The organism is Streptomyces sp. SID10853, from assembly GCF_010548145.1.
Taxonomy (GTDB): domain Bacteria; phylum Actinomycetota; class Actinomycetes; order Streptomycetales; family Streptomycetaceae; genus Streptomyces.
Map to the genome: position 1 here is coordinate 1 of NZ_JAAGLN010000067.1, position 24586 is coordinate 24586.

Here is a 24586-nt window from a genome sequence, read left to right on the forward strand (position 1 = left end):
GGGACCCGCCGCCCCGCGCCCTGTGCGCAGGCTCGCGGGCGACCCCGCCGACGGTGGGGCCCCGCCGCGTCTGGCCCTGCTCGACCTGGCCATGCCGCGTGACATCGACGCCGCGGTCCACCGCATCGGCGGTGCCCGCCTGGTCGACATCGAGTCGCTGGCCGACGCGTCGGCCGACGCCCCGATGGCCGCCGACGTCGACGCCGTACGCACCATCGTCTCGGACGAGGTCGCCGCCTTCGGCGCCGCCCAGCGGGCCGCCCACATCACTCCGACCGTCGTGGCCCTGCGCACCATGGCCGCCGGCGTCGTCGCCGGTGAGATCGCGCGGCTCGACGGACGCCTCCCCGACCTGGACGACAAGGAGCGCGCCGAGATCTCGCAGACCGTGCGCCGTGTCGTCGACAAGCTCCTGCACGCGCCCACCGTGCGGGTCAAGCAGCTCGCGAGCGAGCCCGGCGGCGCCGGGTACGCGGACGCGCTGCGGGAACTCTTCGACCTCGACCCACTGACGGTCGCGGCCGTCAGCAGGGCCGATCTGACCGACCTGAGCAACACAGACGTCAAGAACCGAGGGCGGGCATGACCGATGCCTTGAGGCTGGGGACCAGGCGCAGCAAGCTCGCCATGGCGCAGTCAGGACAAATCGCCGAGGCGGTGCGGCAGATCACGGGTCGCCCCGTGGAACTCGTCGAGATCACCACGTACGGGGACACCTCCCGTGAGCAGCTGTCGCAGATCGGGGGGACCGGTGTGTTCGTCACCGCCCTGCGTGATGCGCTGCTGAGCGGCGAGGTCGACTTCGCCGTGCACTCGCTGAAGGATCTGCCGACGGCCGAGCCGGACGGTCTCGTGCTGGCCGCGATCCCGGTCCGTGAGGACCCCAGGGATGTGCTGATCGCGCGGGACGGGCTGACCTTCGAGCAGCTGCCGGACGGTGCCCGGGTGGGTACCGGCTCCGCGCGCCGGATGGCGCAGCTCAACGCGTACGCCCGTAACCACGGGATGCGCATCGAGACCGTGCCGATCCGCGGCAACATCGACACCCGTATCGGATTCGTCCGCAGCGGGGAGCTGGACGCGGTGGTTCTCGCCGCGGCCGGGCTCCACCGTGCCGGCCGGGCCGCGGAAGTGACCGAGTACCTCCCGGTCGACATCATCTTGCCCGCCCCCGGCCAGGGGGCCCTGGCGGTCGAGTGCGCGGCATCCCGCGCTGATCTCGTCGCCCAGCTCGCCGAGCTCGACGACCCGTACACCCGGGCCGCCGTGACCGCCGAGCGATCCCTGCTCGCCGCCTTGGAGGCCGGTTGCAGTGCGCCTGTTGGTGCACTGGCCGACGTCCTGGCCGACGGGCAGGTTGTCACCGAGATGCGCCTGCGCGGTGTTGTCGGCTCTGCCGACGGTTCCTCGCTGGTGCAGTTGTCCACCACCGGTCCCGTACCCACGTCGCACGAAGGCACCGAGGCGCTCGGACGCGAACTCGCGTCCGAGATGCTGGCCAAGGGTGCGGCCGGTCTTATGGGGGAGCGAGCACGATGAACCCCACCTCGAACCTGCCAGCCGCCCTTCCCGCACACGGGCACGTCACCTTCCTCGGTGCCGGACCCGGGGATCCGGGACTTCTCACACTGCGCGCCGTCGAAGCGCTCGCGAGTGCGGACGTACTGATCGCCGAGCCGCAGGTGCTCGATGTCGTACGCAGCCATGCGCGGGCGACCGTAAGCACGCCTCAGCTGACGGTTGTTGACGAAGCGTCAACAGCCGCCGGGATCCCGGCCATCCGAGATGCGGGCAATCTTGTCATGGAGGCCGCACGGGGTGGCAGGCGGGTCGTCCGTGCTGTCACCGGGGATCCCGGACTCGACGGCAACTCCAGTGAGGAGATGCTGGCCTGCGCTTCCGCGGGCATCCCGTTCGAGGTCGTCCCGGGCGTCTCGACCGCGGTGGGTGTCTCCGCGTACGCCGGGGTGCCGCTGCGTGACGCGCAGGGCACCGACGTCCGGTTCGTCGACGCCCGTACGGCGTCCGACCGCTGCTGGAGCGAGGTCGGCGCGAGCGATGCGACCGCGGTCGTCTCCACGACGCTCGACACGGTCGGCGCCGCCGCCGGTGAACTGGTCGCGGCGGGCCGCAAGCCCGACACCCCGATGTCCGTCACCGTCGCTGGTACGACCACCCGCCAGCGCACCTGGTCCGCGACGCTCGGCACGGTCGCCCAGGTGCTCAAGCAGGCCAAGGTGCTGCCGTCGCCCGACGGTCACCAGCCGGTCATAGCCGTGGTCGGCGAGCACAGCTCGGCCGCCAGGCGCGACCAGTTGTCGTGGTTCGAGTCGAAGCCGCTCTTCGGGTGGCGGGTGCTCGTTCCGCGTACGAAGGAGCAGGCGGCCTCGCTCTCCGACCAGCTGCGTTCGTACGGCGCCGTGCCGCACGAGGTCCCCACCATCGCCGTCGAGCCGCCGCGCACCCCGCAGCAGATGGAGCGCGCGGTCAAGGGCCTCGTCACGGGGCGCTACGAGTGGATCGCCTTCACCAGCGTGAACGCCGTCAAGGCGGTCCGGGAGAAGTTCGAGGAGTACGGGCTCGACGCCCGTGCCTTCGCGGGGATCAAGGTCGCCGCCGTCGGCGAGCAGACCGCTGCCTCGCTGGTCGAGTTCGGCGTCAAGCCCGATCTCGTACCGAGCGGTGAGCAGTCGGCTGCCGGTCTTCTGGAGGACTGGCCGCCGTACGACCCGGTCTTCGACCCGATCGACCGGGTGTTCCTGCCGCGCGCCGACATCGCCACCGAGACCCTGGTGGCCGGGCTGATCGAGCTGGGCTGGGAGGTCGACGACGTCACCGCCTACCGCACGGTGCGTGCGTCGCCGCCGCCGGCCGACACCCGTGAGGCGATCAAGGGCGGCGGTTTCGACGCGGTCCTCTTCACCTCTTCGAGCACGGTCCGCAATCTGGTGGGGATCGCGGGCAAGCCGCACAACGTCACGGTCATCGCCTGTATCGGTCCCGCCACGGCCAAGACGGCCGAGGAGCACGGGCTGCGGGTGGACGTGCTCTCGCCCGAGCCTTCGGTGCACAGACTCGCGGAGGCGCTCGCCGAGTTCGGTGCGCAGCGCCGTGAGGCGGCCCGGGAGGCGGGCGAGGCGGTCACCCGCCCCAGTGAGCGCCGTCCGGGCGGCCGCAGGCGCCGCACCACCTGAGCCTGAGCAGCCGGCCCGGAGAGTTCGAGGAGCCCGGACGGTTCGAAGGGCCCGGTCAGTTCGAAGAGTTCGCAGAGTTCGAAGAGGTAACTGAGGATGACTGTGTACGGATCTTTCCCGGGCGCCCGTCCGCGGCGGCTGCGCACCACCCCGGCGATGCGCCGCATGGTGGCCGAGACGCGGCTGCACCCGGCTGATCTGATCCTGCCCGCCTTCGTGCGGGAGGGGATCGGGGAGCCGGTGCCGATCACGGCGATGCCGGGCGTGGTCCAGCACACCCGCGACACCTTGCGGAAGGCGGCCGTCGACGCCGTGTCCGCGGGGGTCGCCGGGATCATGCTCTTCGGTGTTCCGGAGGACGCGAAGAAGGACGCTATCGGCACGGCGGGCACCGACCCGGAGGGCATTCTCCAGGTGGCGCTGCGCGATGTGCGCGCCGAGGTCGGCGACGACCTGGTGATCATGTCGGATCTCTGCCTCGACGAGACCACCGATCACGGCCACTGCGGGGTCCTGGACGAGTCGGGCCGGGTCGACAACGACGCGACCCTTGAGCGGTACGCGGAGATGGCGCAGGTCCAGGCCGACGCGGGCGCCCATGTGGTGGCCCCCAGCGGCATGATGGACGGCCAGGTCGGTGTGATCCGCGACGCGCTGGACACCATCGACAAGGAGGATGTGTCGATCCTCGCCTACACGGTGAAGTACTCGTCCGCCTTCTACGGTCCGTTCCGTGAGGCCGTCGGCTCCTCGCTGCAGGGCGACCGCAAGACGTACCAGCAGGACCCGGCGAACGCCCGGGAGTCGCTGCGCGAGCTGGAGCTGGACCTCGCCGAGGGCGCCGACATGGTGATGGTCAAGCCGGCCGGGCCGTACCTGGACATCCTCGCGAAGGTCGCGGAGTCGGTGTCCGTGCCGGTGGCCGCGTACCAGATCAGCGGTGAGTACGCGATGGTCGAGGCCGCCGCGGAGAAGGGCTGGATCGACCGGGACAAGGCGATCATGGAGTCCCTGACCGGCATCAAGCGGGCGGGCGCGAACATGATCCTCACGTACTGGGCGACGGAGGTCGCGCGGCAGCTCTGAGCCGCCGCGCCCGCCGCCCCGGCCCGCGCGCCCGCCCTGCGCCCCGGTTCCGGGCGCGCTGTCCGGGTCTCGGTCAGCCGCCGTGTGCGGTGAGTGTGTAGCCCTCCGGGCCCTCGAAGGAGAACATCGGCCCGAAGGGGCTGTCCGCCATCGGTGTGAGGATCTTGACGCCGGCGGCGTCGAGCTGCTCGTGAAGCGCGTGGGCGTCCGGGGTCCTGAACCAGATCACCACGCCGAGGCCCGGTCGTGTGGTGTCGGCGAGGCTGACTCCCGGCATCAGCGCGCGGACGGCGAACGGGGTCGGCCGGGTGTCGAACACGACCGCGTGCGGGGGCGAGACCGCGGCCCGGCGCAGCCCCAGATGCTTCTCGCAGAAGACCGCAGCGGCCTCCACGTCGTGGACCTGGAGGGCGACGAAGTCGGGACCGTCGATGGCAACAGGCATGGGTTTCCCTCGCTCTTCTATGTCAGGACTTTGACATAAGCGAGGCTAGGGTCCGGGGATTGGCATGTCAAAATATTGACATGCATGAGCCCGGCAAGGAGGAGAGTGTGCCGACCGACCCGTTCCGCCCCGAGGGCGACGACGTCACCCGCCACCTGGGGTATCTGCTCAAACGCGCCCAGGCTGCCCTGCGCGGAGCCATGGACAAGGTCCTGCGGGAGCACGGGCTGACCGTGCCGCAGTACTCCACGCTCGAACTGCTCGCCCTGCATCCCGGCATGTCGAACGCCGACCTCGCCCGCGCGACCTTCGTGACCCGGCAGTCGGGCAACGTCGTCCTGCGGGGCCTGCAGGAAGCGGGGCTCATCACCCGCCCCGACTCCGCCGACCACGGCCGGGCCCGCCCCGCCCGCCTCACCGAAGCGGGCCGGGCGCGCCTCGCCGCTGTCCAGGCCGCCGTGTACGCCGTCGAGCAGCGCATGGCCGGGACGATCCCGCCACGGCGCGTCGCGGCGCTCGTCGCCGACCTCGACCGCATCGCGACAGCGCTGGAGGGCTGACCGGGCCGGGCCGAACTGGCCGACCGCGCACCCCCGGTGTCACAGCGCGTCCGAGAGCCGGATGAACCGGTGCCCCGACGCGAGGAGTTGGGGCACCGCCGTGGCGATGCCCTCGGCCGTGCCGCCCTCCGGCTGGTTCAGGTGGCCGATCACGACCGACCCGGGCCGGGCGGCCGCGACGGCGGTGTGGACCTGCTCGGGTGTGAAGGTCGCGCCGCCGTCGCCGTTGACCGTGAAACTCACCGGGCGTTCGCCCAGCGCGCCCACGATGCGCGACGCGACATCGTCGTAGTACGCCGTCCCCGACCGGAAGAAGCGGGGCGGCCGGCCCAGCAGCCGGGTGAGCTTGCCGTGGTTGCCCGCGACCTCGTCGTAGACCTCGCCCGCGTCGCGCGTCCCGGGGATGCCGTACGCGGAGCGGCCGGAGACCGACAGGGGGCGGTGCCGGGTCCCGTGGTTGGCGATCTCGAAGAGCGGGTCGGCGGCCAGTGACCGGAAGACCGCCGGATGGGCGTCGATCCAGCGGGAGTTGATGAAGAGCGTCGCCGGTACTTTCCTCGACCGGAGGAAGCCGATCAGGTCCTTGTCGTACGCGCTGCCCCCGGGGCCCCCGCACGCGTCGAAGGTCAGCGCGATGGCCTGCTGCGCCGCGGGCAGGGCGGTCAGGACGCCCGGTGCGTCGAAGCCCCAGTCCGACGGCCGCGCAGAGCCGTACCTGGCGACCGCCGCAGCGCGCGTCATCTCGGGTGCGGCCGCGCGGGCCGTGGCGGCCGCACGGCCGGCGCGCGGTGTACGGCTCGGCGGTTCGATGTCCGACGGAGTGGTCCGGGTCGCCAGGGACGCCCCCGGAGCACCGGACCGGCCGGCACATCCCGCAAGCCCGGTGGCCGCCACGGCGGCGAGTACGGCCCGACGACCCACTGACATGTGCCTGCCCTGCCCATCCAGTTCACACCACGACACCGAGCTCAGAATGAGAGTCGGATCATGCTATGAATCCTGGACGTATCGGACGCCGACACTCCGGGGCTGGGTGGAGTCCACCCGTACTGGCGCCCCGGTGAGGGGGCGAGCACGATCCCGGCCCGGAACCCCCTCCCTGGCCGGGTCTTCACCCACGGCGCCGCGCCGAGCCCTTCAGGAACTCATCCGAACCGTCTGCGTGCTGTCGGCGGTGTTGGCGCATGCCATGTAGGGGTCGATGCCGCCTTGCTGCTCCTGGCACAGCCACGCCACGCCGGCAACGGTGACAGTGACCGGGGACTTGCCGCCTGCGCCGCTGTCCTTCGCATAGGCGTTGGCGACCGCGCGGGCCGTGGCACAGCTGGTGGCGGTGGTCGAACTCGGGACGATCACCTCCAGACCTGTCTGGTCGGGCCCGCAGTCCTGCTGGGCGTGCCGGGTGCCCTTCGACGGTCCGGGCGCCGCGCCCTGCGTCGTGGACGGGTCGGCGGAGGCCGGCGGCGCTGCGTCGGTGGAGCCCTGGCCGCCCTTGTCGGTCGGTGCGGCGCTGGACTGTGCGGAACTCGTGGGGGCGGACGAACCGGCGGAGGATCCGGAGGCGGAAGTCGCGTCGCCGGATCCGCACGCGGTCAGCGCCAGCCCTGCGGCGACGAGCGCAGCGGTCGACAGGCCGTAACGCGCACTCCTGATAGGCATGGGTGTCCCTCTCTCGCTTTCTGCACAGTCCCCCGGCGCCGATGGCGATGAGTTCCGTCCCGCCCCGGGGCCGGTACAAACACCGGTCGAGTGAAGCGAGTTCGGCCTGCGCATCGGCCAAGCCGGAGGATCTTACAACGCGATGATCCTCCCTCAAGTGGGCCTGGAGACCGCCCGGGTCCCTGGGGCGGCATCGGCGATCGGACGGGCGCGGGGCTCGAAGTGCCGTGAACCGCACTGACACAGATCGTCAACTGATTGCTTCTCACGGGTCTGGTCACTGTCCCGGTCCTGCGAAAGGGTTCTTGCGGAAGGGTTCCAAGAAGGCGGCAGTGCGGCATGTGCGCACTCGATCTGTTGCCGCGCCGAGTGCTCAGGCACCTCCACGAGAGAAGGAAACACACCCCTATGCGCGCCCTTGTGGTCGATCACAGTGACGCCGGACCCATCCGGTTCGCCGATGTCGATGAGCCCGTACCGTCCACCGGTGAGGCGCTGGTGGAGATACGGCACATCGGTCTCAACTTCGGAGAGCTGAATTACGTGCACCAGTGGCCGGCCGGCGCTGTGCACGGTCACGACGCGGCGGGCATCGTGGTGCGCGCCGCATCCGACGGCTCGGGGCCGCCCGAAGGTACGCGCGTCGCAGTGGGAATGGCTCCCCACGCGTGGGCGGAGCGGATGGCAGTCAGCCCCGCCTCGCTCGGCACCGTCCCCGAGGGCGTGGACCTGGCCGACGCCGCCGCGCTGGGGATCGCCGGTGTCACCCCGTTCCGGGTGCTGCGCACCCGGTCCCTGCTGGCGCGCGACGTTCTGATCACCGGCGCCAGCGGAGGCGTGGGGCACTTCGCCGTCCAGCTGGCGGCGCTGGCGGGCGCCCGGGTGACGGCACTCGTCGGTTCGCCGGAGCGGGCCGCCGGGCTCCGTGAACTCGGCGCCGACAGGGTCCTGACCGACCTGGCCGGGACCGGGGGCCGGTTCGACCTCGTCCTGGACACGGTCGGCGGGTCACTGGTGGCCCAGGCGTGGAGTGCCCTCGCCGAGGGCGGCACCCTCCACCTGGTCGGTTACTCCTCCGGGCAGGAAACCACCTTCCCGTCAGGTGCCTTGTTCGGCTTCGGCGAGCCCCGCAGCATCGCCACCTACGGCGACATGACGCCCACCGGCGGGGAGTTGACGGACCTGCTGGGCCTCATGGCCGCCGGGAGGCTCTCGGCACCGGTCGGACTGCGAGGCGGCTGGCAGGGCGTGGACGACGCCGTCCAGGCGCTGTTCGCGCGGAAGGTGCACGGAAAGGTCGTTCTTGACGTGGCCTGACGCTGTGGACGAGGACGCATGCTCCTCGCCCGCCGGTGTGCGGTTCGCCGTGGTGGACGAGAATGGACCCGTGGATGTGCTGGCGGAGGTCTTGCGTGTTTCGGGTGCGCGTGGGGCGCTCGGGGTCGTGCTGAAGGCCGGAGGAACCTGGGGCCTGTGGCTGGACTCCTCTCCGGGAGCGGCACTGCACGTGGTGTCCCGCGGCACCATGTGGCTCCACGTCACAGGCGGGAAACCTCTTCAGGTGCAGGCCGGAGACGCCGTCCTGGTGCCGCCGGGCACCGCACACGGGATAGCCGGCGCCGCCGGCGTGACGATGGGTTCCTGCGACCGTGAGGCGGCGGCCCGGTCTTTTCGCGATGGCCGGGCCCTGCGTCTGGGCTCGGCGCCGGTACAGACGGAAGTGATCGTGCTGCACTACGAGCAGGACCCGGAGGTGCGCACACCGGTGCTCACCTCGCTCGCTCGGCCGACGCACGTCACAGCCCGGGAGAACGCGCAGCTCGGAAGGACCGTCGAACTTCTCGCCGCGGAGCTCGCACAGCCGCAGATCGGCACCACCGCCGCCATCAACAGCATCGTCGACCTTCTGCTCGTCCAGTTCGTACGCGCCTTGCTGGCCCGCCACCCGCAGGAACAGTCCGGCTCATGGCTGGGAGCGATGCGCGATCCGGTCGTGCGCGACGCTCTGGCATGCGTACACGCCGAACCGGAACACCCCTGGACCACGGAGACCCTGGCCGCTGCGACGGGCGTATCCCGGGCGACGCTGTCCAGGCGCTTCCGGTCCGCCCTCGGACAGACGCCGGGCGCGTACGTGACGCAGTGGCGCATCGACCTGGCGTCCGTCCGGCTCCGCGATACCGACGAGCCGGTCGAGTCGATCTCCGGCGCGGTCGGATACGGCTCTCCGCACGCTTTCAGCCGTGCCTTCAGACGTGCCCGGGGCGCGGCCCCTGGCGAGTACCGTTCTCGCCTTCGCAAGTGATCCGGCCTCGGAACATGCCCGGCCTCGGTCTGAGCCGGAACTCTGACGAGAGGCCCTGGCTAGGCGGCCGGGCCCGAGCCGGTCTCGCGTACGACCGCGAACACGGCGCGTACCTTCGTGCCGTCCGGGAGCGGCAGGTTCCCCGTGACGCGGCCCAGGTCCTGGGGGGTGGCGGACTGGCCGGGGCGGACCACACGGTTGATGTGGAGCGTCAGCCCGGGGCCCGCGGTGTTGGCCGTCTGTACGCGTACGTCGGTGCCGTCCTCGTCGTCGGCCACCGCCGCGACTCCGGTCGCCACCGGGTGTTCCGTACCGGTGAAGTGGCCCTCGACGGTCGGGTCGGGGGTGTTGCTGATGCTCTGCTCCTGCGGCAGGGCGGCGCCGGCCATCGCGGCGACCAGCTGGGTGACGAGCACCGGGTCGTGGGCCCCGTCGTACACCCAGCGCTCGCCGAGCACCCCGTGCTGGGTGGTGCCGATGAGCGCCTCGTCACCGGCGCCTTCGAGCGGCGCGCCCCGGTAGCTGAGCGGCACCTGGTACGTGACGGGCTCGGCGCCGGATGTGTCGGTGGCCAGCATGAACTCGATCCCGACAGCGCCGGTCGGGTCGTCGAGCCGGAAGCCGCCCGCCTTGGCCAGCTCGGGCTTGGCGTCCGCGCCGCCGAGGTACCAGGGCTGGGCGGGCAGCCAGGCGGCCAGCAGTTCCAGCTTGGTGGGGGTCAGCGTGGTGCGGTGGATGACAGACATGTCTTCGGTCCCTCTCCCGTCGGCGTGCTGTCATCCTGCCACTGGTGCGGGGCGGATCAGGAGGTTCCGGTGGCGGTGGCGGTACCCGGCGGTGAGTCCGGTGCCTGTCGGCCGGACAAGGTGAGAGCCACCTCGTCGACAGACCTTCCGTGCCTCCGGGTCGAGGGCCTGCGTTCGCAGCATCGCATACCCCCGGTCCGACGGTTCCGGGTGAGCGGTTCCGGCATGCCTGAGCCGCACCGCGTGGTGTGCGGTGCGGCTCAGGCGGACCGTGGTGCGGGTGGGCTCAGACGCCGACCGGGCTGACGAAGGTGCCGGGGTGGGTGGCGCCGGACTGGTCCAGGATGGCGCCGCCGTACGGCCAGTCGAGGGTGACGTGGGTGGTCTCGTTGGGCGGGGTGATCAGGACCTTGCTCGGGACGAACGGCTTGGTGTCCTTGGAGTCGGCGGGGATCGCCAGGAGCATGATGCTGATCGAGGCCGTGCTCTCGCCCGGGTGCAGGGTCATGGTGCTCGGGGTGTCCGACGAGCGGCGCAGGTCCCATGCCTCACCGGTCTTGCTGACGAGGCGGACGCCCGGGAAGCCGTGCAGGGTGCAGGTGCTGTCGCCGCGGTTCGTGAGCTTGATCGAGGCGACCTGCTGGTCGGTCGAGTCCTTCATGTCCGGGGCGCCACCGTGCGGGCCGCCCCAGTCGTAGCCCAGGTCGATGGTGTGGCAGCGGCTGCTCTCGCTGGAGGGGGCGGAGGCGGGGGCGGGGTTCACGGCGTCGGTGCGCGAGCCCTTCGCGGCCATCGCCTTCACCTTGTGCTGGGCGGCGCCGTCGGCGGAGCTGCCGGAGCCGCTGGTACCGCTCTGGGCCTTGTCGTCCTGCGAGCTGCCCTGCGCCGTGGCGGACGAGTCCTGGCTGGTGCCGGACTGCGCACTGGTCTTGGCGGCGGCCGGTCCGGAGGACGAGTCGCACGCGGCGGCGCCGGCGCCGACAGCGATGACGGCCATCACGGCGGCGGCACAGCGGGCGGCTCGGTTCAGCTTGGCGGTCATGGTTCCCCTTTTCCAGCGCCGGTGTCGGGTCCGGCGTCCTCCGTGGCGAGTGCGTCTTACGGAAAGTGAGATGTGCCGCGCGGCGGGGGAAGTTCTCGCGAGACTGTCCGGAAGCTGTAACGCCGTGTAACAGCCGACGGGCCCCTCCCCCTCTCCTTTCACTGCGGGGCGAACGCCATGAGCTGTTCGTCGACCGGGGCGCCGGTCAGCCGGTTGGCGAAGGTCGAGAGGGTGTACGTACCGATGCCCAGGACCACCTCCAGGGCGTTCCGGCCGGTGTACCCCTGGGCCAGGAACGCCTGGAGCCCCGGCTCCGTGACCGCGCCGGCGGTGGCCAGTACCTCCAGGGTGAAGGTGCGCAGCGCCTCCAACCTGCCGTCCGCGAGCGGCTGCTGGGCGCGCAGGGCCTCGATGAGGCCGGTGTCCGCGCCCATCGCGGTGAGCTTCGCCGTGTGCATGGCCACGCAGACGTGGCAGTCGTTGCGGGCGGCGATCGTGAGGATGAGGACCTCGCGGTCCAGCTGCGGGAGGGTCGTCGACTCGAAGATCCCGCTGAGCTTCAGGAAACCGTCGAGGGTCTGCGGTGAGGTCGCCATGCGGGCCACGGGGGAGGGGAGGTAGCCCAGGTGGTCGGCGGTGGCCTGCATGGCGCGGCGGGCCGGGGCGGGGGCGGAGTCGATGGTGTGGGCGGGGAAGACGGTGGGGCCGGGGGAAGCGGTGATGGTCATGGCTGGGCCCTCGCTCTAAACTCGACAACGTGATTGACGAAAAGGTAAACCAGGTTGTCGAGTTTCGCAACGGTGGGCCGCACCATGGCTGACGGACGCGGGTACGAGCTGCCGATGCTGCTCTTCGCCGGGTTCCGCGCGGCCATCGACGAACTGCACGCGCGTCTCGCCGATGAGGGGCACCCGGACGTGCGCCCGGCGTACGGCTTCGCGCTGCAGGCGATCGGCGAACGGGGCGCGACCGCGAGCGAGGTGGGGCGGCGGCTCGGGGTCTCCAAACAGGCGGCGGGCAAGACCGTGGAGCGCCTGGAGGAACTGGGGTACGCCGAGCGCGCCGCCGACCCCGCCGACGGGCGCCGCAAGCTGGTGCTGCTCACCCCGCGCGGGGTGGAGGTGCTGGTGCGGTCGGGCGAGATCTTCGACGAGCTGTACGCGCAGTGGGAGCGGGTGCTGGGCGCGGAGCGGCTCGCCGGGCTCGAATCCGGCCTCCGGGCCATCGTGCCGGGGGCGGTGCCGGGCGGCGGCTTCCGGGTGGACGTGGCGGGGTGGTTCGGCGGGTGAGCCTTCCCGCCGGGTGGCCCCCAGGCCCCGGCAGGCCGTCCGTCCGGCAGACGTGGGCGCGTACGGCAGAACGCCCTGGTCTCCGGGGGAGGAGAGCCAGGGCGTTCCGGTCGTGACGGGGTGACGGGCCGGGGCCCGCCGGGCAGCCCCTAGTAGCTCAGGGCGAGTGCCGAGGTGGCCTGCCAGTACGTGACCTGGGCCGAGTCGTCGATCCGGGTGCCCTTCGGGAGGGTCGACGTGCTGAGCGAGCCGATGCCCTCACCCGCGCGGTTGGCGAAGCCGACACCCAGCTTCTTCGCCGTACGCAGGTGGCCGCCGCCACCCGACGTACGGACGCTCGCATAGGCGGTCTGGCCCGGGTCGAGGGTCACGACGGCCTGCGGGGTGCTGTCCCAGTTGATCTGTGTGGCGGCCTGGTCCTGGTCGAAGCGGAGGGTCGGCGCCATGTAGGCGTAGCAGGGCGTATTGCCCTTGTTGGTGGCCTTGATCAGCAGGTGGTTCACCGGGCTGCTCGCCTTGGAGACGGCGACCTTGGTGTTGGAGTCGGTGCAGGTGACGATCTTCGTTGCCTTCGCCTTGGCCGGGGCCGCGGTGGCGGCGCCGGTCGCGATGCCGGTGAGGGCGAGGGCGGCCACGAGGGTGGAGGCTGCGGCGGTGGCGATGCGGGTGCGGCGGATGTTCACGGTGGTACTCCCCGTAGGTCTGTGAAAGTTCTGTGTGAGCTGTGCGTGGGCTGAGCCGACTGTGGCGGCCCGAAAGTTCAGAGGCGGTTGATGAGCAAGGTGACCGTTGCCGTCGACGCGGCCAGTACGACCAGCGCGACCACGTCCACAACGCCCAGGTGGAAGCCGCGCCGGAGTCGGTTGAACACGAACTCAGCTTGTGCGGTGGCCGGTTCCCGCGGCAATCGTTCCCGGACCATTGGGGACGCTGGAACGGCTGCGCGTACTCTGACCTGGGGAGACGGGACCTCCCTGGAACGCCTTCCTGGAACGCGTATCGGGTGCCCGGGACATGGAACAAGGGGATGGTGGCCGTGGGCTCCGAGACCGAGGAATTCGCCGCGCTGCTCAGAGAGCTGAAAGCCCGTTCGGGGCGCAGCTACGGAGCGCTCGCCGGGAAGCTCCATATGAGTACGTCCACGGTGCACCGGTACTGCAACGGCGACGCCGTGCCGACCGATTACGCGCCGGTCGAGCGGTTCGCGCGGCTGTGCGGGGCGACCCCGGAGGAACTGATCGCGCTGCACCGGCGGTGGCTGCTGGCCGACGCGGTACGGCGACGGCCGAAGGACGCGGCGGCGGAAGCCGGTGCCGCCACCGCTGCGCTTCCTCCTTCTTCCGAAGCTGCGTCGGAGGCTGCGTCCGGGGCGGCTCCGGGTCCCGAGGCGGCTCCCGGTCCCGGGGCGGCGGCTGCCCCCTCGCCGGCGCCCGCGCCCGCTCCCTTCGCGCCCGATTCCCCCACGGCCGGTTCCGTCGGCACGACCGATCCCCTCGCCACGCCCGGTTCCGCACCCGGTTCCGTGTCCGGACCCGCACCCCGTAAGGCCAGGCGGCTCTGGATGGCCGGGGCCGACGTGGTGGCCGTCGCGGTCGCCGTTCCGGTGGCGGTGGCCGTCGGGAACGCGGGATCCGCGTCCCCCGAGCACCGTTCCGCCGCCGCCGACGTGTCGGCCGGCGCGCAGGCCGACCCGTCCGCGGGCGCCGGTACCGCGGGGGCCAAGCCGAAGGACCACAAGAAGCCGTCCGCGAGCCCCTCCGCCTCGCCTTCCGTCACACCGTCCCCGTCCACCGGCCACCAGGCGCAGAACGGGGGAGATCTGGGCCCGGACGGCCGCAGCGTCCCCGCCGTACCGCTGACCGTGAACGTCCGGCCGTACGTCTGGGACGACCAGTGCAGCCAGTCGTATCTGGTCGACCGGCCCGCCGACAGGGTGCCGCCGCCCCCGGCCGAGCCCGATGCCGCGAGCTGGGCCGCCGCGCTGGGCGGGGTCTCCAGCGACCATGCGCGGATCGAGCTGTCCGTGCAGGGCAAGACGTCGGACACCGTGGTGCTCCAGGCCCTGCATGTGCGGATCGTGGGCCGTCAGGCGCCGCTCGCCTGGTCCTCGTACGCGATGGGCGACGGCTGCGGCGGCGGGCTCACCCCGGCCGGCTTCGATGTGAACCTGGACACCGGGAACCCGCTGCCGAAGCCGGCCGCCGGGGTGCAGGGTGACCAGAAGGTCCCGGCCACCGACTTCCCGTACCGGGTGTCCACCACCGACCCGCAGGTGCTGGAGATCAACGCCCACACCGACGCACACGACGTCAGCTGGTATCTGGAGCTCCAGTGGAGCAGCGGCCCCCGGCACGGGACGGTCCGCATCGACGACCACGGCAAGCCGTTCCGTGCCAGCAGCACGAAGGGGCGGCCCCGGTATGTGCACCCGAACGGCTCGGATGCCTGGGAACCGCCCCTGCAGTGACCCGTGCCCGGCGCGTGCCACGCGCCGGGCGTTCCAGCGGTCAGTGAGTGGTGCGCCGTCGCATGAAGCGCACCCGGCCTGCCACGACCAGCAGCAGAAGGCTGTAGTACTGCAGCACGGGCACGGCGAGCGCGATGGCGAACGCGATGACCACGGCGAGGACGTTGATGAAGCTGTCGGCGTACAGGCCCGCGGTCTTTTGGCGGGTCTCTTCGCTGTCCTCCTCGACCATCCCCGGGTTGTTCTTCAGGATGCTGAGCATGGCCAGTCGGCACACCATGCCGGCCAGGAGGGCCGCGTAGTAGAAGGCTCCGACGAACCGGTCGTGGCCGCCGAAGGCGCCGATCATCTCTGTCGGGAGGGGGATGACGACGACGGAGAGCAGCCACCCCATGTTCCATACCGTCAGGGAGCGGGAGGCCGTCTTGACCGTTGAGAAGGCCCGGTGGTGTTCCCGCCAGATGTTCGCGATGACCGCGAAGCTGAGCAGGAAGCTCCAGATCTGGGTGAGGTGACCGGTGATCACTTCGCTGGCGGGCTTGTGGGCGGACGCGACTTCCGGGACGAGGTCCACCAGCGGCAGGATCAGCAGGGTGATGGAGATCGCGGTCACCGCGTCGGTGAAGAGCACCAGGCGCTCCCCCGAGACGCCTCCCCCGTTCCCGTCGGATGTGGGAACCGGCGCCTCTGCCGGGCCGCCTCCTCCTGTGCCCTTCTCGTCGACGACGTCACTGACACCCATGCGTGTGCACCTCTCCCTTGTTTTGCCTGCCGCCGCTACCGGGCTCCGCCCGCCGTGGACGTTCCGACGATTCCGGGCGGATTCCGCCCCCTCGCGACAGCGGCGCTGCACTTTCGACACCCAAGTCCTCGACCAGCACTGATGGGTAGGTCTGGGCCAAGTACTAGCCTAGTGGCTTGCGTTCGGGCCACCACCGCTGGACGGCCTCGACGGTTGTCGACGGGCTCACGTTGAAACAGAGCTTCGCACCGGGCGCCAACTCGTGGGTGGCGTCGACCAGGACCTCGAAGAGCGGGGTCAGTGCCGGGTCCAGCCGGACGCCGGCCCCGATCACCACGAGGTCGTAGTCCTTCCCGGACAGTGCGGCGCGGTAGACCGCCTCGGCCGTGCGGCCGTAGTCGAGCAGGCAGAGGTCGACAGTGAAGCCGAGTTCCTCCAGCCGGGCCCGCTCGGCGGCCACGCCGGCCCGGACCGTTTCGGCGTCGACCTCGGGGAACGCCGCCCGCGTCGAGGGTGCGTCGTCCACCAGCGCGGGATCAAGCCCGACGGTGAGCAGGGACGGGGACATGCCGCAGTACCTCCTGTGCCTGTGCCTGTGTTCGTGCCTGTGCTTGTGCTTGCGTCTTTCGTTGTCCGGACCGAGATGAGAGGTCGCTGTTCCGGCACGATCGATCCCACGACGCCGCTGATCGCCGACGACGTGAGTGCCGGGCTCACGCCGGACGCGGCCGCGTCCGGCGCGCGCAACGAGTACCTGGTGGACGACGTACTGTAACTCCCGTGCCTCATACGGTGGTTCACCCGGCGGATCCGCAGGGCGCTCACCCGGCGAACACGGTGTCCAGCCAGTCGAACGCGCGCTGGTGCCACAGGGCGACCGCGCCTTCGTGGCAGTGCTCGCCGCCGCCCTCTTCCTCGCGGAAGGAGATCAGTTCCTTCGGGCAGGTCAGCGCGGAGAGGACGCGCTGCGGCTGACCGGCGAAGAACTGGTCGTTCTCCGCCTCAAGAACGAGCGTCGGACAGGTGACCCGCTCTGCGACCCCCTCCAGTGTGTAGGCGCGGAACGCCTCGACCAGTTCGTCGACGCCGGGAACCCCGAGGGTCCACAGGCCGTTGTGGACCAGCCAGCGCGCCGACACGCTCTGCGCCATCACGGTGTCCAGGCCGCCGGGGACGTCCGCCGCGGCCCGGGTGACCGCGTCGAACGTGGCATGGACGTCGTAGACCCCGTCGTGCAGGACGCATGCGGCGATGCGGTGCTCGAAAGCGACCGCCCGTGCGGCGAGATACCCGCCGAGGCTGGTGCCGATGAGCGCGATCCGGTCCGTGTCCACCTCCGGCCGGGTGAGCGCGAACTCGACTGCGGGGGTGACCACGGCCTCCCAGTCGGGCCGGAAGTGCAGGCCCTGCTCGCGCACGGTGCTTCCCTGGCCGGGCCCGTCGAGGACGAGGACGTGGTAGCCGCGCCGCAACGCCCCTGCGGCCAGGGCGAGATAGCCCTCTTCGAGAGTGGAGTCGTAACCGCCGTGATAGAGCACGGTCGGGCGGGGCACGCCCGACTCGTCGGCGAGGAACAGGTAGCCCGGCAGGGTGGTTCCCTCGTACGGGATGCGCACGGCGCGGGCCGGGATGTCGAGCAGGGCGGCGGCGTCCGCGAAGGTCTGCTGGGACGCCCTCGCCAGCCGCGCGGACTCGGTGTCGTTCGCCGGGTCCGCCCGCCGGTAGAAGTCGGCGGTCCGGTAGTAGTTCGAGGCCCGCAGCAGCGCCTCCCGCGCACTCACCCGGTGTCCGGCGGCCAGCGCGTCCCGGCCGATGCGCTCGACCCGCGCCGCCGTCGCGGCCCACTGGTGCGACCACGCCTCTTCGTCCCCCTCGGGAATCCGCCGGCAGGTCACCAGGACCTCGCCGAGCTCGGCGCCCCCGTACGTGGCGTAACCGGCGGCCCGCAGCGCCTCGAAGGAGAAGGACTCGTCGTCGTAAAGGAATTTCATGGTCGGCCCCTCCATTCGGAACGGAACGGTGTCGTTCCGTTCGCTGTCCACGCTAACCCATCACCGAACGGAACGCACCCGTTCCGCTCCTTTATGCTGGCCGGATGGCGACAGAACGCAGGGCAACAGGCGGCGCGGCCCTGCGGCAGCAGGTGACCGAGGCCATCACGGAGGCGACCTTCGCCGAGCTCGCCGAGACCGGCTACGAGCGGATGTCCATGGAGGCGATCGCGCGGCGGGCCGGTGTGGGCAAGGCCGCGCTGTACCGGCGCTGGGCATCGAAAGAGGAGATGCTGACCGAACTCGTACGGGAGGCAGTGGAGTACGCGCTGCCGCCGACTCCGGCCACCGGAGCCCTGAGCACCGACCTGCGCGAGTTCCTCGACACCCTCCGGAGCCAACTGGCCGACCCGGTGGTCAGCGGCATCGGCCCCGGACTGCTCGCCGAGAGCCGCCGTGTGAGCACGCTCGCTGACGTGGTGCACACCAGCGTGGCGGCACCGCGCCGTGCCGTGGTGCACGCCCTGTTGCGGACGGCGATCGACCGGGGCGAGCTCCCGGCCTCGCTGGACCTGGAACTGGCCGCGGACCTGCTGATCGCGCCGCTGGGCTTCCGCATGCTGATCATGGACGGCGACAGCGGTGACGCGTACCTGGACACCCTCACCCGGGTGATCGAAGCCGGGCTGAAAGAGGCCGTCCGCCCGGGAGCGCCCGACCACTGATCATGCTGTTGCGGGGTCCCGGAGCCCCAGGATCGGTGATTCAGACACGACCTGGAGCCCTGGAGCCCTGGAGTCCCGGAGCCCCGGAGGGCTCTGCGCCCTACAGCCGCTCGGGCGTCCGGATGCCCAGCAGCGCGAGACCCTGGTGCAGGGTGCGGGCGGTCAGCTCGCACAGGAACAGCCGGTTCTCCACCTGCTCCGGGGTCGCGGCCTTGAGGACCGGGCACTCGGCGTAGAACGTCGTGTAGTGCGAGGCGAGCTGGTAGAGGTAAGCGGCCAGCTTGTGCGGCTCGTACGCGGTGGCGACCTCGGCGAGTACCTCGGCGAACTGGTCCAGGTGCAGCCCCAGCGCACGCTCGGCCGGTGCCAGCTCCAGCTCCGGGTGCGCGGCCGGCTTCGCCTCGCCCGACAGCCGCAGGATCGACTGGATACGGGCGTACGCGTACTGGATGTACACGCTGGTGTCGCCGTTCAGGGACACCATCTGGTCCAGGTCGAACTTGTAGTCGCGCGCCGCCGACGTGGACAGGTCCGCGTACTTGACCGCGCCGATGCCGATCTGCGCACCGTTCTCGACGATCTCGGCCTCGGTGAGCCCGACCTTCTCGTTGTTCTTCTCCCGTACCACGGCCGTCGCGCGCTCGACCGCCTCGTCCAGGAGGTCCACCAGACGCACCGACTCGCCCGCCCGGGTCTTGAACGGCTTGCCGTCCTTGCCGAGCACCGTGCCGAACGCCAGCTGTACGGGCTTCGCCTCACCGGCGCCCGTGTCCAGCCAGCCCGCCCGGCGGGCCGTCTCGAAGACCATCTTGAAGTGCAGCGACTGCCGGACGTCCACCACGTACAGCAGGGCGTTCGCCTTGAGGTCCTGCACCCGGTTGCGGATCGCCGAGAGGTCGGTGGCCGCGTAGCCGTAGCCGCCGTTCGTCTTCTTCACGATGAGTGGGACCTGGTTGCCGTCCGGGCCCTTCACATCGTCGAAGAACACACAGAGCGCGCCCTCGGACCTGACCGCGACACCCGACTCCTCCAGGAGCCGGCAGGTCTCCTCCAGCATGTCGTTGTAGCCGGACTCGCCGACGATGTCCGCGTCCTCGATCTCCATGTCCAGCTTGTTGAAGACCGAGTAGAAGTAGATCTTCGACTCGTCCACGAACCGCTGCCAGTGCGCCAGCGTCTCCGGGTCACCGGCCTGGAGGGCCACCACCCGGTCCCGGGCGCGCGCCTTGAACGCCTCGTCGGAGTCGAAGACCGCACGCGACGCCTTGTACAGCCGGTCGAGCGAGGACATGGCGGCCTCGCCGTCCTCCTCGGCGCCCTCGTGGTCCAGCTCGTGCGGGTGCTCCATCAGATACTGGATGAGCATCCCGTACTGGGTGCCCCAGTCCCCGATGTGGTGGCGGCGGATCACCGTCTCGCCGCCGAACTCCATGATCTTCGCCATCGCGTCGCCGATCACGGCCGACCGCAGATGCCCGACGTGCATCTCCTTCGCCACGTTCGGCTGGGCGTAGTCGATGACCGTCGTGCCGGCCCGCGCGGCGTACGGCACACCGAGCCGCGTGTCGGCGGCGCGCGCCGCGAGGGTCTCGGTGATCGCCCGGTCGGTCAGCGTGATGTTCAGGAAGCCGGGGCCCGAGACCTCGATCTCCTTGATCAGGTCATTGGCCGGGAGCGCCGCCGTGACCGTGGCCGCAAGCTCGCGCGGATTGCCCTTCAGCTTCTTCGCCAGGGCCAGGATCCCGTTGGCCTGGAAGTCGGCCCGGTCGCTCCGGCGCAGCAGCGGGTCCGCGGTACCGGCATCGGGCAGAGCTGCCGTCAGGGCGTCCGAGAGGTGCTGCTGAAGCGTCGAAGCGAGGGAATTGACCGAGACTGGCTCAGGCATGGGGCCGCTGCCGTTTCCATAGAGGTACAAGGGATCGGCCCAAGTATCCCATGGCCGTCCCACCGCGCGGAAAGCCGTTTTCGCTCTCCCGGAGGGACCTGGGAGAATGGCAGTCGCCCTTGATCCGAAGGCGTACGAGAAAGAAGGACGTGCCGATCGTGGCTCAGAGCACCGAGACCGACTGGGTCTCCCGTTTCGCGGACGATGTCATCGCCGAATCGGAGCGCCGTGCCGCGGGCGCGAAACACTCTGGCACTGACGCACCGGTGGTCGTCGTCGCCTCCGGTCTGTCCCCCTCGGGCCCGATCCACCTGGGCAACCTGCGCGAGGTGATGACCCCGCACCTGGTCGCCGACGAGATCAGGCGCCGCGGGTACCCGGTGCGTCACCTCATCTCCTGGGACGACTACGACCGGTACCGCAAGGTGCCGAACGGCGTCCCCGGCATCGACGCGTCCTGGGCCGAGCACATCGGCAAGCCCCTCACGTCGGTGCCCGCCCCGGCCGGGTCCGCGTACCCGAACTGGGCCGAGCACTTCAAGGCCGCCATGGTCGAGGCGCTGGCCGAGCTGGGCGTGGAGTACGACCCGATCAGCCAGACCGAGCAGTATCTGGCGGGCACCTACCGCGAGCAGATCCTGCACGCGATGAAGCACCGCGCCGACATCGACGCCATCCTCGACCGGTACCGCACCAAGAAGGACCCCGCGAAGCAGGGCCCGGCCGGCGGCAAGCAGAAGCAGGGGCAGAAGCCGCTCGACGAGGCCGAGATCGAGGCCGCCGAGGGATCAGGCGCAGCCGACGAGGACGACGGCAGCAGCAGCGCCACCGGCTACTACCCCTACAAGCCCTACTGCGCGGTGTGCGAGAAGGACCTCACCACGGTCACCTCCTACGACGACGAGACGACCGAGCTGGCCTACACCTGCACCGCGTGCGGACACGCCGAGACCGTCCGGCTCAGCGAGTTCAACCGCGGAAAGCTGGTCTGGAAGGTCGACTGGCCGATGCGCTGGGCCTACGAGGGCGTCGTCTTCGAGCCCAGCGGCGTCGACCACTCCTCGCCCGGTTCCTCCTTCGTCGTCGGCGGACAGATCGTCCGCGAGATCTTCGACGGCGTGCAGCCGATCGGCCCGATGTACGCCTTCGTCGGCATCAGCGGCATGGCCAAGATGTCGTCGTCCAAGGGCGGCGTGCCTACCCCGGCCGACGCGCTGAAGATCATGGAGGCGCCGCTGCTGCGCTGGCTGTACGCGCGGCGCAGGCCCAACCAGTCCTTCAAGATCGCCTTCGACCAGGAGATCCAGCGGCTCTACGACGAGTGGGACAAGCTGGAGTCCAAGGTCGCCGACGGCTCGGCGCTGCCCGCCGACGCCGCCGCGCACTCCCGCGCCGCCCGCACGGCGGAGCGTGAACTCCCGCGCACCCCGCGCCCGTTGCCGTACCGCACCCTGGCGTCCGTCGCGGACATCACGGCCGGGGCCGAGGACCAGACGCTGCGCATCCTCAGCGAACTGGACCCGGAGAACCCGATCGCCTCGCTCGACGACGTACGGCCCCGGCTCGACCGCGCCGAGAACTGGATCACCACCCAGGTCCCGGCCGAGCAGCGCACCCTGGTGCGCGCGGAGCCGGACACCGAGACCCTGGCCGCCCTCGGCGACCAGGACCGCGAGTCACTGCGGCTGCTCATCGAAGGTCTCGACACGCACTGGTCGCTCGACGGCCTGACGACGCTCGTCTACGGCGTACCGAAGGTCCAGGCCGGCTTCGCGCCTGACGCCAAGCCCACCCCGGAACTGAAGGTCGCCCAGCGCACCTTCTTCGCGCTGCTCTACCAGCTGCTGGTCGGCCGCGACACCGGGCCGCGGCTGCCCACGCTGCTGCTCGCCGTCGGCGCCGACCGGGTACGCAAGCTGCTCGCGGCCTGACCGGCCGCGACCGGTACGCAGAAGGGCCGCCGCCCCGGGTCCTCCCGGGGCGGCGGCCCTTCTGCTGTCTCCGCTGTCTCCGCTGTCTCTGCTGTGTCCTGTGGCTTCCGGCCGGTTACGCGATGTGCTCCGCGTCCAGCTCCTCGGCGTACCGCTGCTGGAAGCGGGCCAGGTACGGGCGGAGCGAACTGTCGCTCAGGGTCTCGCTGTTGCGGCCCGTGACGCCGTACAGGTCCTTCAGGTAACGGCCGAACTGGCGCACCGTCGGGACCTCGTTGTTCTCGCTGATGAACTTCCGGTAGGCCCCGAAGTACGCGTCCTCACGGGGCACGTCATCCGGCAGGCCCTGCACCTCCGGGCTGTCCGCACCGGCGGCGTCGGCGCTCTCGGTGTGCTCGGCGTTCTCGTCGCTCTCGCCGGTACGGTCGACGGGCTGCTCAGCGGTGCGCGGTGCGGGGATCACACCGCCGAGGGGGCGCGAGCCGCCCGCTCCGGTGGGGACCATGACCTGCGGGGTGTGCGGCTCGTCGTACTGCGCCTCGCCGTACTGCGCCTCGTCGTATCCCGGCTCGTATCCCTGCTGGTACTCCGCCTCGTACCCCTGCTCCGGCGGGTACGGGCCGGCGTACTGCTGCTCGTACTGCTGCTGCTCGTACGCGGGCTCGTACGCCGGGTCGTAAGTGCCCGTGTACGCCTCCTGCGAGACCTGCGGCGCGGCGAACCAGGGGGACTCGTGCGTGGGCGGCGGCTCCTGTTGCTGTTCCTGGCGCTGCTCCTGGGCCCGGGCCTGCTCGTTCCCCTGCGTCTGTTCCTGACCGGCGGGACCGGTCTGGCCGACGGGGCCCACGGCCCCGGTCCCCGCTTCCAGGGCCGGCACCGGAGGCAGCAGAACCGGCTCAATACCGGCGGCCGCCAGCCCGGACGGGGCCGTCTCCGCGAGCGGCACCCCGTACCGGGCGAGCCGCAGCGGCATCAGCGACTCGATCGGCGCCTTGCGCCGCCACGCGCGGCCGAACCTGGCCTGGAGCCGCGCCTGGTAGATCAGCCGGTCCTGTTCGAGCTTGATGACCTCGTCGTACCTGCGCAGCTCCCACAGCTTCATCCGGCGCCACAGCAGAAAGGTCGGCACCGGCGAGAGCAGCCAGCGGGTGAGGCGCACGCCCTCCATGTGCTTGTCGGCCGTGATGTCGGCGATCCGGCCCACCGCGTGGCGCGCCGCCTCGACGCAGACCACGAACAGCACCGGGATCACCGCGTGCATCCCGGTGCCCAGCGGGTCGGGCCAGGCAGCGGCGCCGTTGAAGGCGATCGTCGCCGCCGTCAGCAGCCACGCCGTCTGGCGCAGCAGCGGGAACGGGATACGGATCCAGGTCAGCAGCAGATCCAGTGCGAGCAGCACACAGATCCCCGCGTCGATACCGATCGGGAAGACCGTAGAGAAGGAGCCGAAGCCCTTCTCCATGGCGAGTTCGCGCACGGCCGCGTAGGAACCCACGAAACCGATCCCGGCGATGATCACCGCGCCCGCCACCACGAGCGCGATGAGTATCCGGTGCGTGCGTGTCAGCTGCATCGCGGCCACCCGCGGACCCTCCTGAATTCGACATCCGGCGGGCACAGCCTGGCACATGTGTACGGACGGCGTTGCGCGGGTACGCCCGGAGCCCGGCCCCGAGGGGGGACCGGGCTCCGGAGGCGGGCGCCCGAAGGCGCCTGCGGGGGCGGCCCGTTGAAGCCGCCGGCCGTGCTCGCTACTTCTTGTTGGCGGTGGCCACCGAGGCCACGGCCGCCTTGGCCGCGGTCTGCGCGCCCTTCGTCATGTCGGCGGCCGACGGGGACTTGAGGCCCTCGTAGCCGGCGCCGTTGTGGTTGACGGTGGTGATGACGTTCTCCGAACGCGTGATGACCACGGCGTAGACGAAGTCCGCGTCGGTCTTGCGCTGTTCGTAGGTGACCGTCGTCGCCTCGTTGCCGATGCCCGGTGTGGTCACCGTCTTGACACTCTTCGCGCCGTCCGTCGCCTTCGCGTCGGCCACGGCCTTGGTGTACTGGTCCTGGGCGCGCTTCTGGCCGCTGCCGAGGACGCTGTCGGAGCCGAAACGCAGATACGACACGGAGAGCCAGCGGTACTGGGAGCCCTTGGTGCCCTTGCTCTCCAGACCGTTCCACGAACAGCCGGCGCGGGCCGACAGGTCGGTCGACTTGACCTCGGTGCCCGACTTGTCCTTCGCCTTGGGGACCAGGTCCGAGACGGTCTTCGCCGGGACCGACTTGCAGGCGTCGGGCAGCTTGGCGTACACCGCCTTCGCGACGGTCGGGGACGCAGAAGCGCTGGGCGCGGAGGAGCTCGAACTCTTCTTGCCGCCGGAGCCGGAGTCGGACGAGCAGCCTGCGACGACGAGCATCACGGGGACGGCTGCACAGGCGAGAAGGCGGGTGAGTCGCGGGGCTGATCGGTGCATGGTTCCTTCGCTCATCTGTCGTACGGGTCGTACGGTCCGGGCCGCCACGGTACGCCG

23 protein-coding genes and 2 pseudogenes are annotated in these 24586 nt (G+C 70.9%); 12 read left to right on the forward strand and 13 right to left on the reverse strand.

The window, feature by feature from the left end; translation table 11 throughout:
* From G3I19_RS15555 to hemB, 4 genes and pseudogenes are all read left to right on the forward strand, one after another.
* A pseudogene (locus G3I19_RS15555) lies at positions 1-586 on the forward strand (glutamyl-tRNA reductase); the annotation flags it as partial.
* Positions 583-1539 carry a hydroxymethylbilane synthase gene (hemC, locus tag G3I19_RS15560; RefSeq protein ID WP_164264193.1) on the forward strand — a complete coding sequence of 319 codons (957 nt, stop codon included), beginning with the start codon at positions 583-585 and terminating at the stop codon, positions 1537-1539. The pseudogene G3I19_RS15555 and the gene hemC, both read left to right, overlap by 4 nt.
* On the forward strand, positions 1536-3194 hold the full coding sequence (locus G3I19_RS15565; protein ID WP_164264194.1) for a bifunctional uroporphyrinogen-III C-methyltransferase/uroporphyrinogen-III synthase: 1659 nt from the start codon (positions 1536-1538) through the stop codon (positions 3192-3194). Before hemC ends, G3I19_RS15565 begins: the two co-directional genes overlap by 4 nt.
* A 96-nt stretch (positions 3195-3290) precedes the next feature.
* Positions 3291-4280, forward strand: coding sequence for a porphobilinogen synthase (gene hemB, locus G3I19_RS15570; protein WP_164264195.1), 990 nt, complete (start codon positions 3291-3293; stop codon positions 4278-4280).
* Between the two features lie 73 nt (positions 4281-4353).
* On the opposite strand, the gene G3I19_RS15575 is transcribed toward hemB, so the two are convergent.
* Positions 4354-4725 carry a VOC family protein gene (locus G3I19_RS15575; RefSeq protein WP_164264196.1) on the reverse strand — a complete coding sequence of 124 codons (372 nt, stop codon included), beginning with the start codon at positions 4723-4725 and terminating at the stop codon, positions 4354-4356.
* A gap of 80 nt (positions 4726-4805) precedes the next feature.
* On the opposite strand from G3I19_RS15575, the gene G3I19_RS15580 reads away from it, so the two are divergent.
* Positions 4806-5285, forward strand: coding sequence for a MarR family transcriptional regulator (locus tag G3I19_RS15580; protein WP_164264197.1), 480 nt, complete (start codon positions 4806-4808; stop codon positions 5283-5285).
* Positions 5286-5324: 39 nt separating this feature from the next.
* Here the strand turns inward: G3I19_RS15580 and G3I19_RS15585 are convergent, their stop codons facing one another.
* Together G3I19_RS15585 and G3I19_RS15590 are read right to left on the reverse strand one after the other, a co-directional pair.
* The gene (locus tag G3I19_RS15585; protein ID WP_164264198.1) at positions 5325-6212 is read right to left on the reverse strand and encodes a polysaccharide deacetylase family protein; all 888 of its coding nucleotides are present in this window, start codon (positions 6210-6212) and stop codon (positions 5325-5327) included.
* Positions 6213-6422: 210 nt separating this feature from the next.
* Positions 6423-6944, reverse strand: coding sequence for a hypothetical protein (locus G3I19_RS15590; RefSeq protein ID WP_164264192.1), 522 nt, complete (start codon positions 6942-6944; stop codon positions 6423-6425).
* Between the two features lie 408 nt (positions 6945-7352).
* On the opposite strand from G3I19_RS15590, the gene G3I19_RS15595 reads away from it, so the two are divergent.
* Positions 7353-8261, forward strand: a complete 909-nt coding sequence (locus G3I19_RS15595) for a zinc-binding dehydrogenase (RefSeq protein ID WP_164264199.1) — start codon at positions 7353-7355, stop codon at positions 8259-8261.
* Positions 8262-8331: 70 nt separating this feature from the next.
* A complete protein-coding gene (locus tag G3I19_RS15600; RefSeq protein ID WP_164264221.1) occupies positions 8332-9249 on the forward strand; it encodes an AraC family transcriptional regulator in 918 nt (305 codons plus the stop codon).
* 59 nt (positions 9250-9308) lie between these two features.
* Here G3I19_RS15600 and G3I19_RS15605 read toward each other — a convergent pair whose 3' ends face one another.
* The 3 genes from G3I19_RS15605 to G3I19_RS15615 form a co-directional block, all read right to left on the reverse strand.
* Positions 9309-9995: a 1,4-alpha-glucan branching protein gene (locus G3I19_RS15605; RefSeq protein ID WP_164264200.1), complete on the reverse strand. Its 687-nt coding sequence runs from the start codon at positions 9993-9995 to the stop codon at positions 9309-9311.
* Positions 9996-10281: 286 nt separating this feature from the next.
* Positions 10282-11037, reverse strand: coding sequence for a DUF4232 domain-containing protein (locus tag G3I19_RS15610; RefSeq protein WP_164264201.1), 756 nt, complete (start codon positions 11035-11037; stop codon positions 10282-10284).
* 158 nt (positions 11038-11195) lie between these two features.
* Complete coding sequence (locus tag G3I19_RS15615; protein ID WP_164264202.1) at positions 11196-11765, reverse strand: carboxymuconolactone decarboxylase family protein; 570 nt, start codon at positions 11763-11765, stop codon at positions 11196-11198.
* A 29-nt stretch (positions 11766-11794) separates the two neighbouring features.
* Here G3I19_RS15615 and G3I19_RS15620 point away from each other — a divergent pair.
* Positions 11795-12326, forward strand: a pseudogene (locus G3I19_RS15620) (MarR family winged helix-turn-helix transcriptional regulator).
* A 149-nt stretch (positions 12327-12475) separates the two neighbouring features.
* Here G3I19_RS15620 and G3I19_RS38095 read toward each other — a convergent pair.
* Complete coding sequence (locus G3I19_RS38095; RefSeq protein ID WP_164264204.1) at positions 12476-13009, reverse strand: DUF4232 domain-containing protein; 534 nt, start codon at positions 13007-13009, stop codon at positions 12476-12478.
* 344 nt (positions 13010-13353) lie between these two features.
* Here G3I19_RS38095 and G3I19_RS15630 point away from each other — a divergent pair, with 344 nt between their 5' ends.
* Positions 13354-14793: a helix-turn-helix transcriptional regulator gene (locus tag G3I19_RS15630; protein ID WP_164264205.1), complete on the forward strand. Its 1440-nt coding sequence runs from the start codon at positions 13354-13356 to the stop codon at positions 14791-14793.
* A 40-nt stretch (positions 14794-14833) separates the two neighbouring features.
* Here G3I19_RS15630 and G3I19_RS15635 read toward each other — a convergent pair whose 3' ends face one another.
* Together G3I19_RS15635 and G3I19_RS15640 are read right to left on the reverse strand one after the other, a co-directional pair.
* Positions 14834-15535 carry a TMEM175 family protein gene (locus tag G3I19_RS15635; RefSeq protein ID WP_164264206.1) on the reverse strand — a complete coding sequence of 234 codons (702 nt, stop codon included), beginning with the start codon at positions 15533-15535 and terminating at the stop codon, positions 14834-14836.
* A gap of 163 nt (positions 15536-15698) precedes the next feature.
* The gene (locus G3I19_RS15640) at positions 15699-16103 is read right to left on the reverse strand and encodes a hypothetical protein (RefSeq protein WP_164264207.1); all 405 of its coding nucleotides are present in this window, start codon (positions 16101-16103) and stop codon (positions 15699-15701) included.
* 75 nt (positions 16104-16178) lie between these two features.
* Between G3I19_RS15640 and G3I19_RS38100 the strand changes: the two genes are divergently transcribed.
* On the forward strand, positions 16179-16310 hold the full coding sequence (locus tag G3I19_RS38100; protein WP_275402739.1) for a hypothetical protein: 132 nt from the start codon (positions 16179-16181) through the stop codon (positions 16308-16310).
* A 46-nt stretch (positions 16311-16356) separates the two neighbouring features.
* Here G3I19_RS38100 and G3I19_RS15645 read toward each other — a convergent pair whose 3' ends face one another.
* Positions 16357-17526 (reverse strand): alpha/beta fold hydrolase, encoded by a 1170-nt coding sequence (locus G3I19_RS15645; protein WP_164264208.1) that lies wholly within the window; start codon positions 17524-17526, stop codon positions 16357-16359.
* 104 nt (positions 17527-17630) lie between these two features.
* On the opposite strand from G3I19_RS15645, the gene G3I19_RS15650 reads away from it, so the two are divergent.
* Positions 17631-18251, forward strand: coding sequence for a TetR/AcrR family transcriptional regulator (locus G3I19_RS15650; protein WP_164264209.1), 621 nt, complete (start codon positions 17631-17633; stop codon positions 18249-18251).
* A gap of 100 nt (positions 18252-18351) precedes the next feature.
* On the opposite strand, the gene argS is transcribed toward G3I19_RS15650, so the two are convergent.
* A complete protein-coding gene (gene argS / locus G3I19_RS15655) occupies positions 18352-20136 on the reverse strand; it encodes an arginine--tRNA ligase (RefSeq protein WP_164264210.1) in 1785 nt (594 codons plus the stop codon).
* Positions 20137-20285: 149 nt separating this feature from the next.
* Here argS and lysS point away from each other — a divergent pair, with 149 nt between their 5' ends.
* Positions 20286-22067, forward strand: a complete 1782-nt coding sequence (lysS, locus tag G3I19_RS15660) for a lysine--tRNA ligase (RefSeq protein WP_343235118.1) — start codon at positions 20286-20288, stop codon at positions 22065-22067.
* 115 nt (positions 22068-22182) lie between these two features.
* Here the strand turns inward: lysS and G3I19_RS15665 are convergent, their stop codons facing one another.
* Positions 22183-23649 carry a DUF2637 domain-containing protein gene (locus G3I19_RS15665; RefSeq protein ID WP_164264212.1) on the reverse strand — a complete coding sequence of 489 codons (1467 nt, stop codon included), beginning with the start codon at positions 23647-23649 and terminating at the stop codon, positions 22183-22185.
* A 169-nt stretch (positions 23650-23818) separates the two neighbouring features.
* Positions 23819-24529: a DUF3558 domain-containing protein gene (locus G3I19_RS15670; RefSeq protein ID WP_164264213.1), complete on the reverse strand. Its 711-nt coding sequence runs from the start codon at positions 24527-24529 to the stop codon at positions 23819-23821.
* Between the last annotated feature and the right edge of the window lie 57 nt (positions 24530-24586).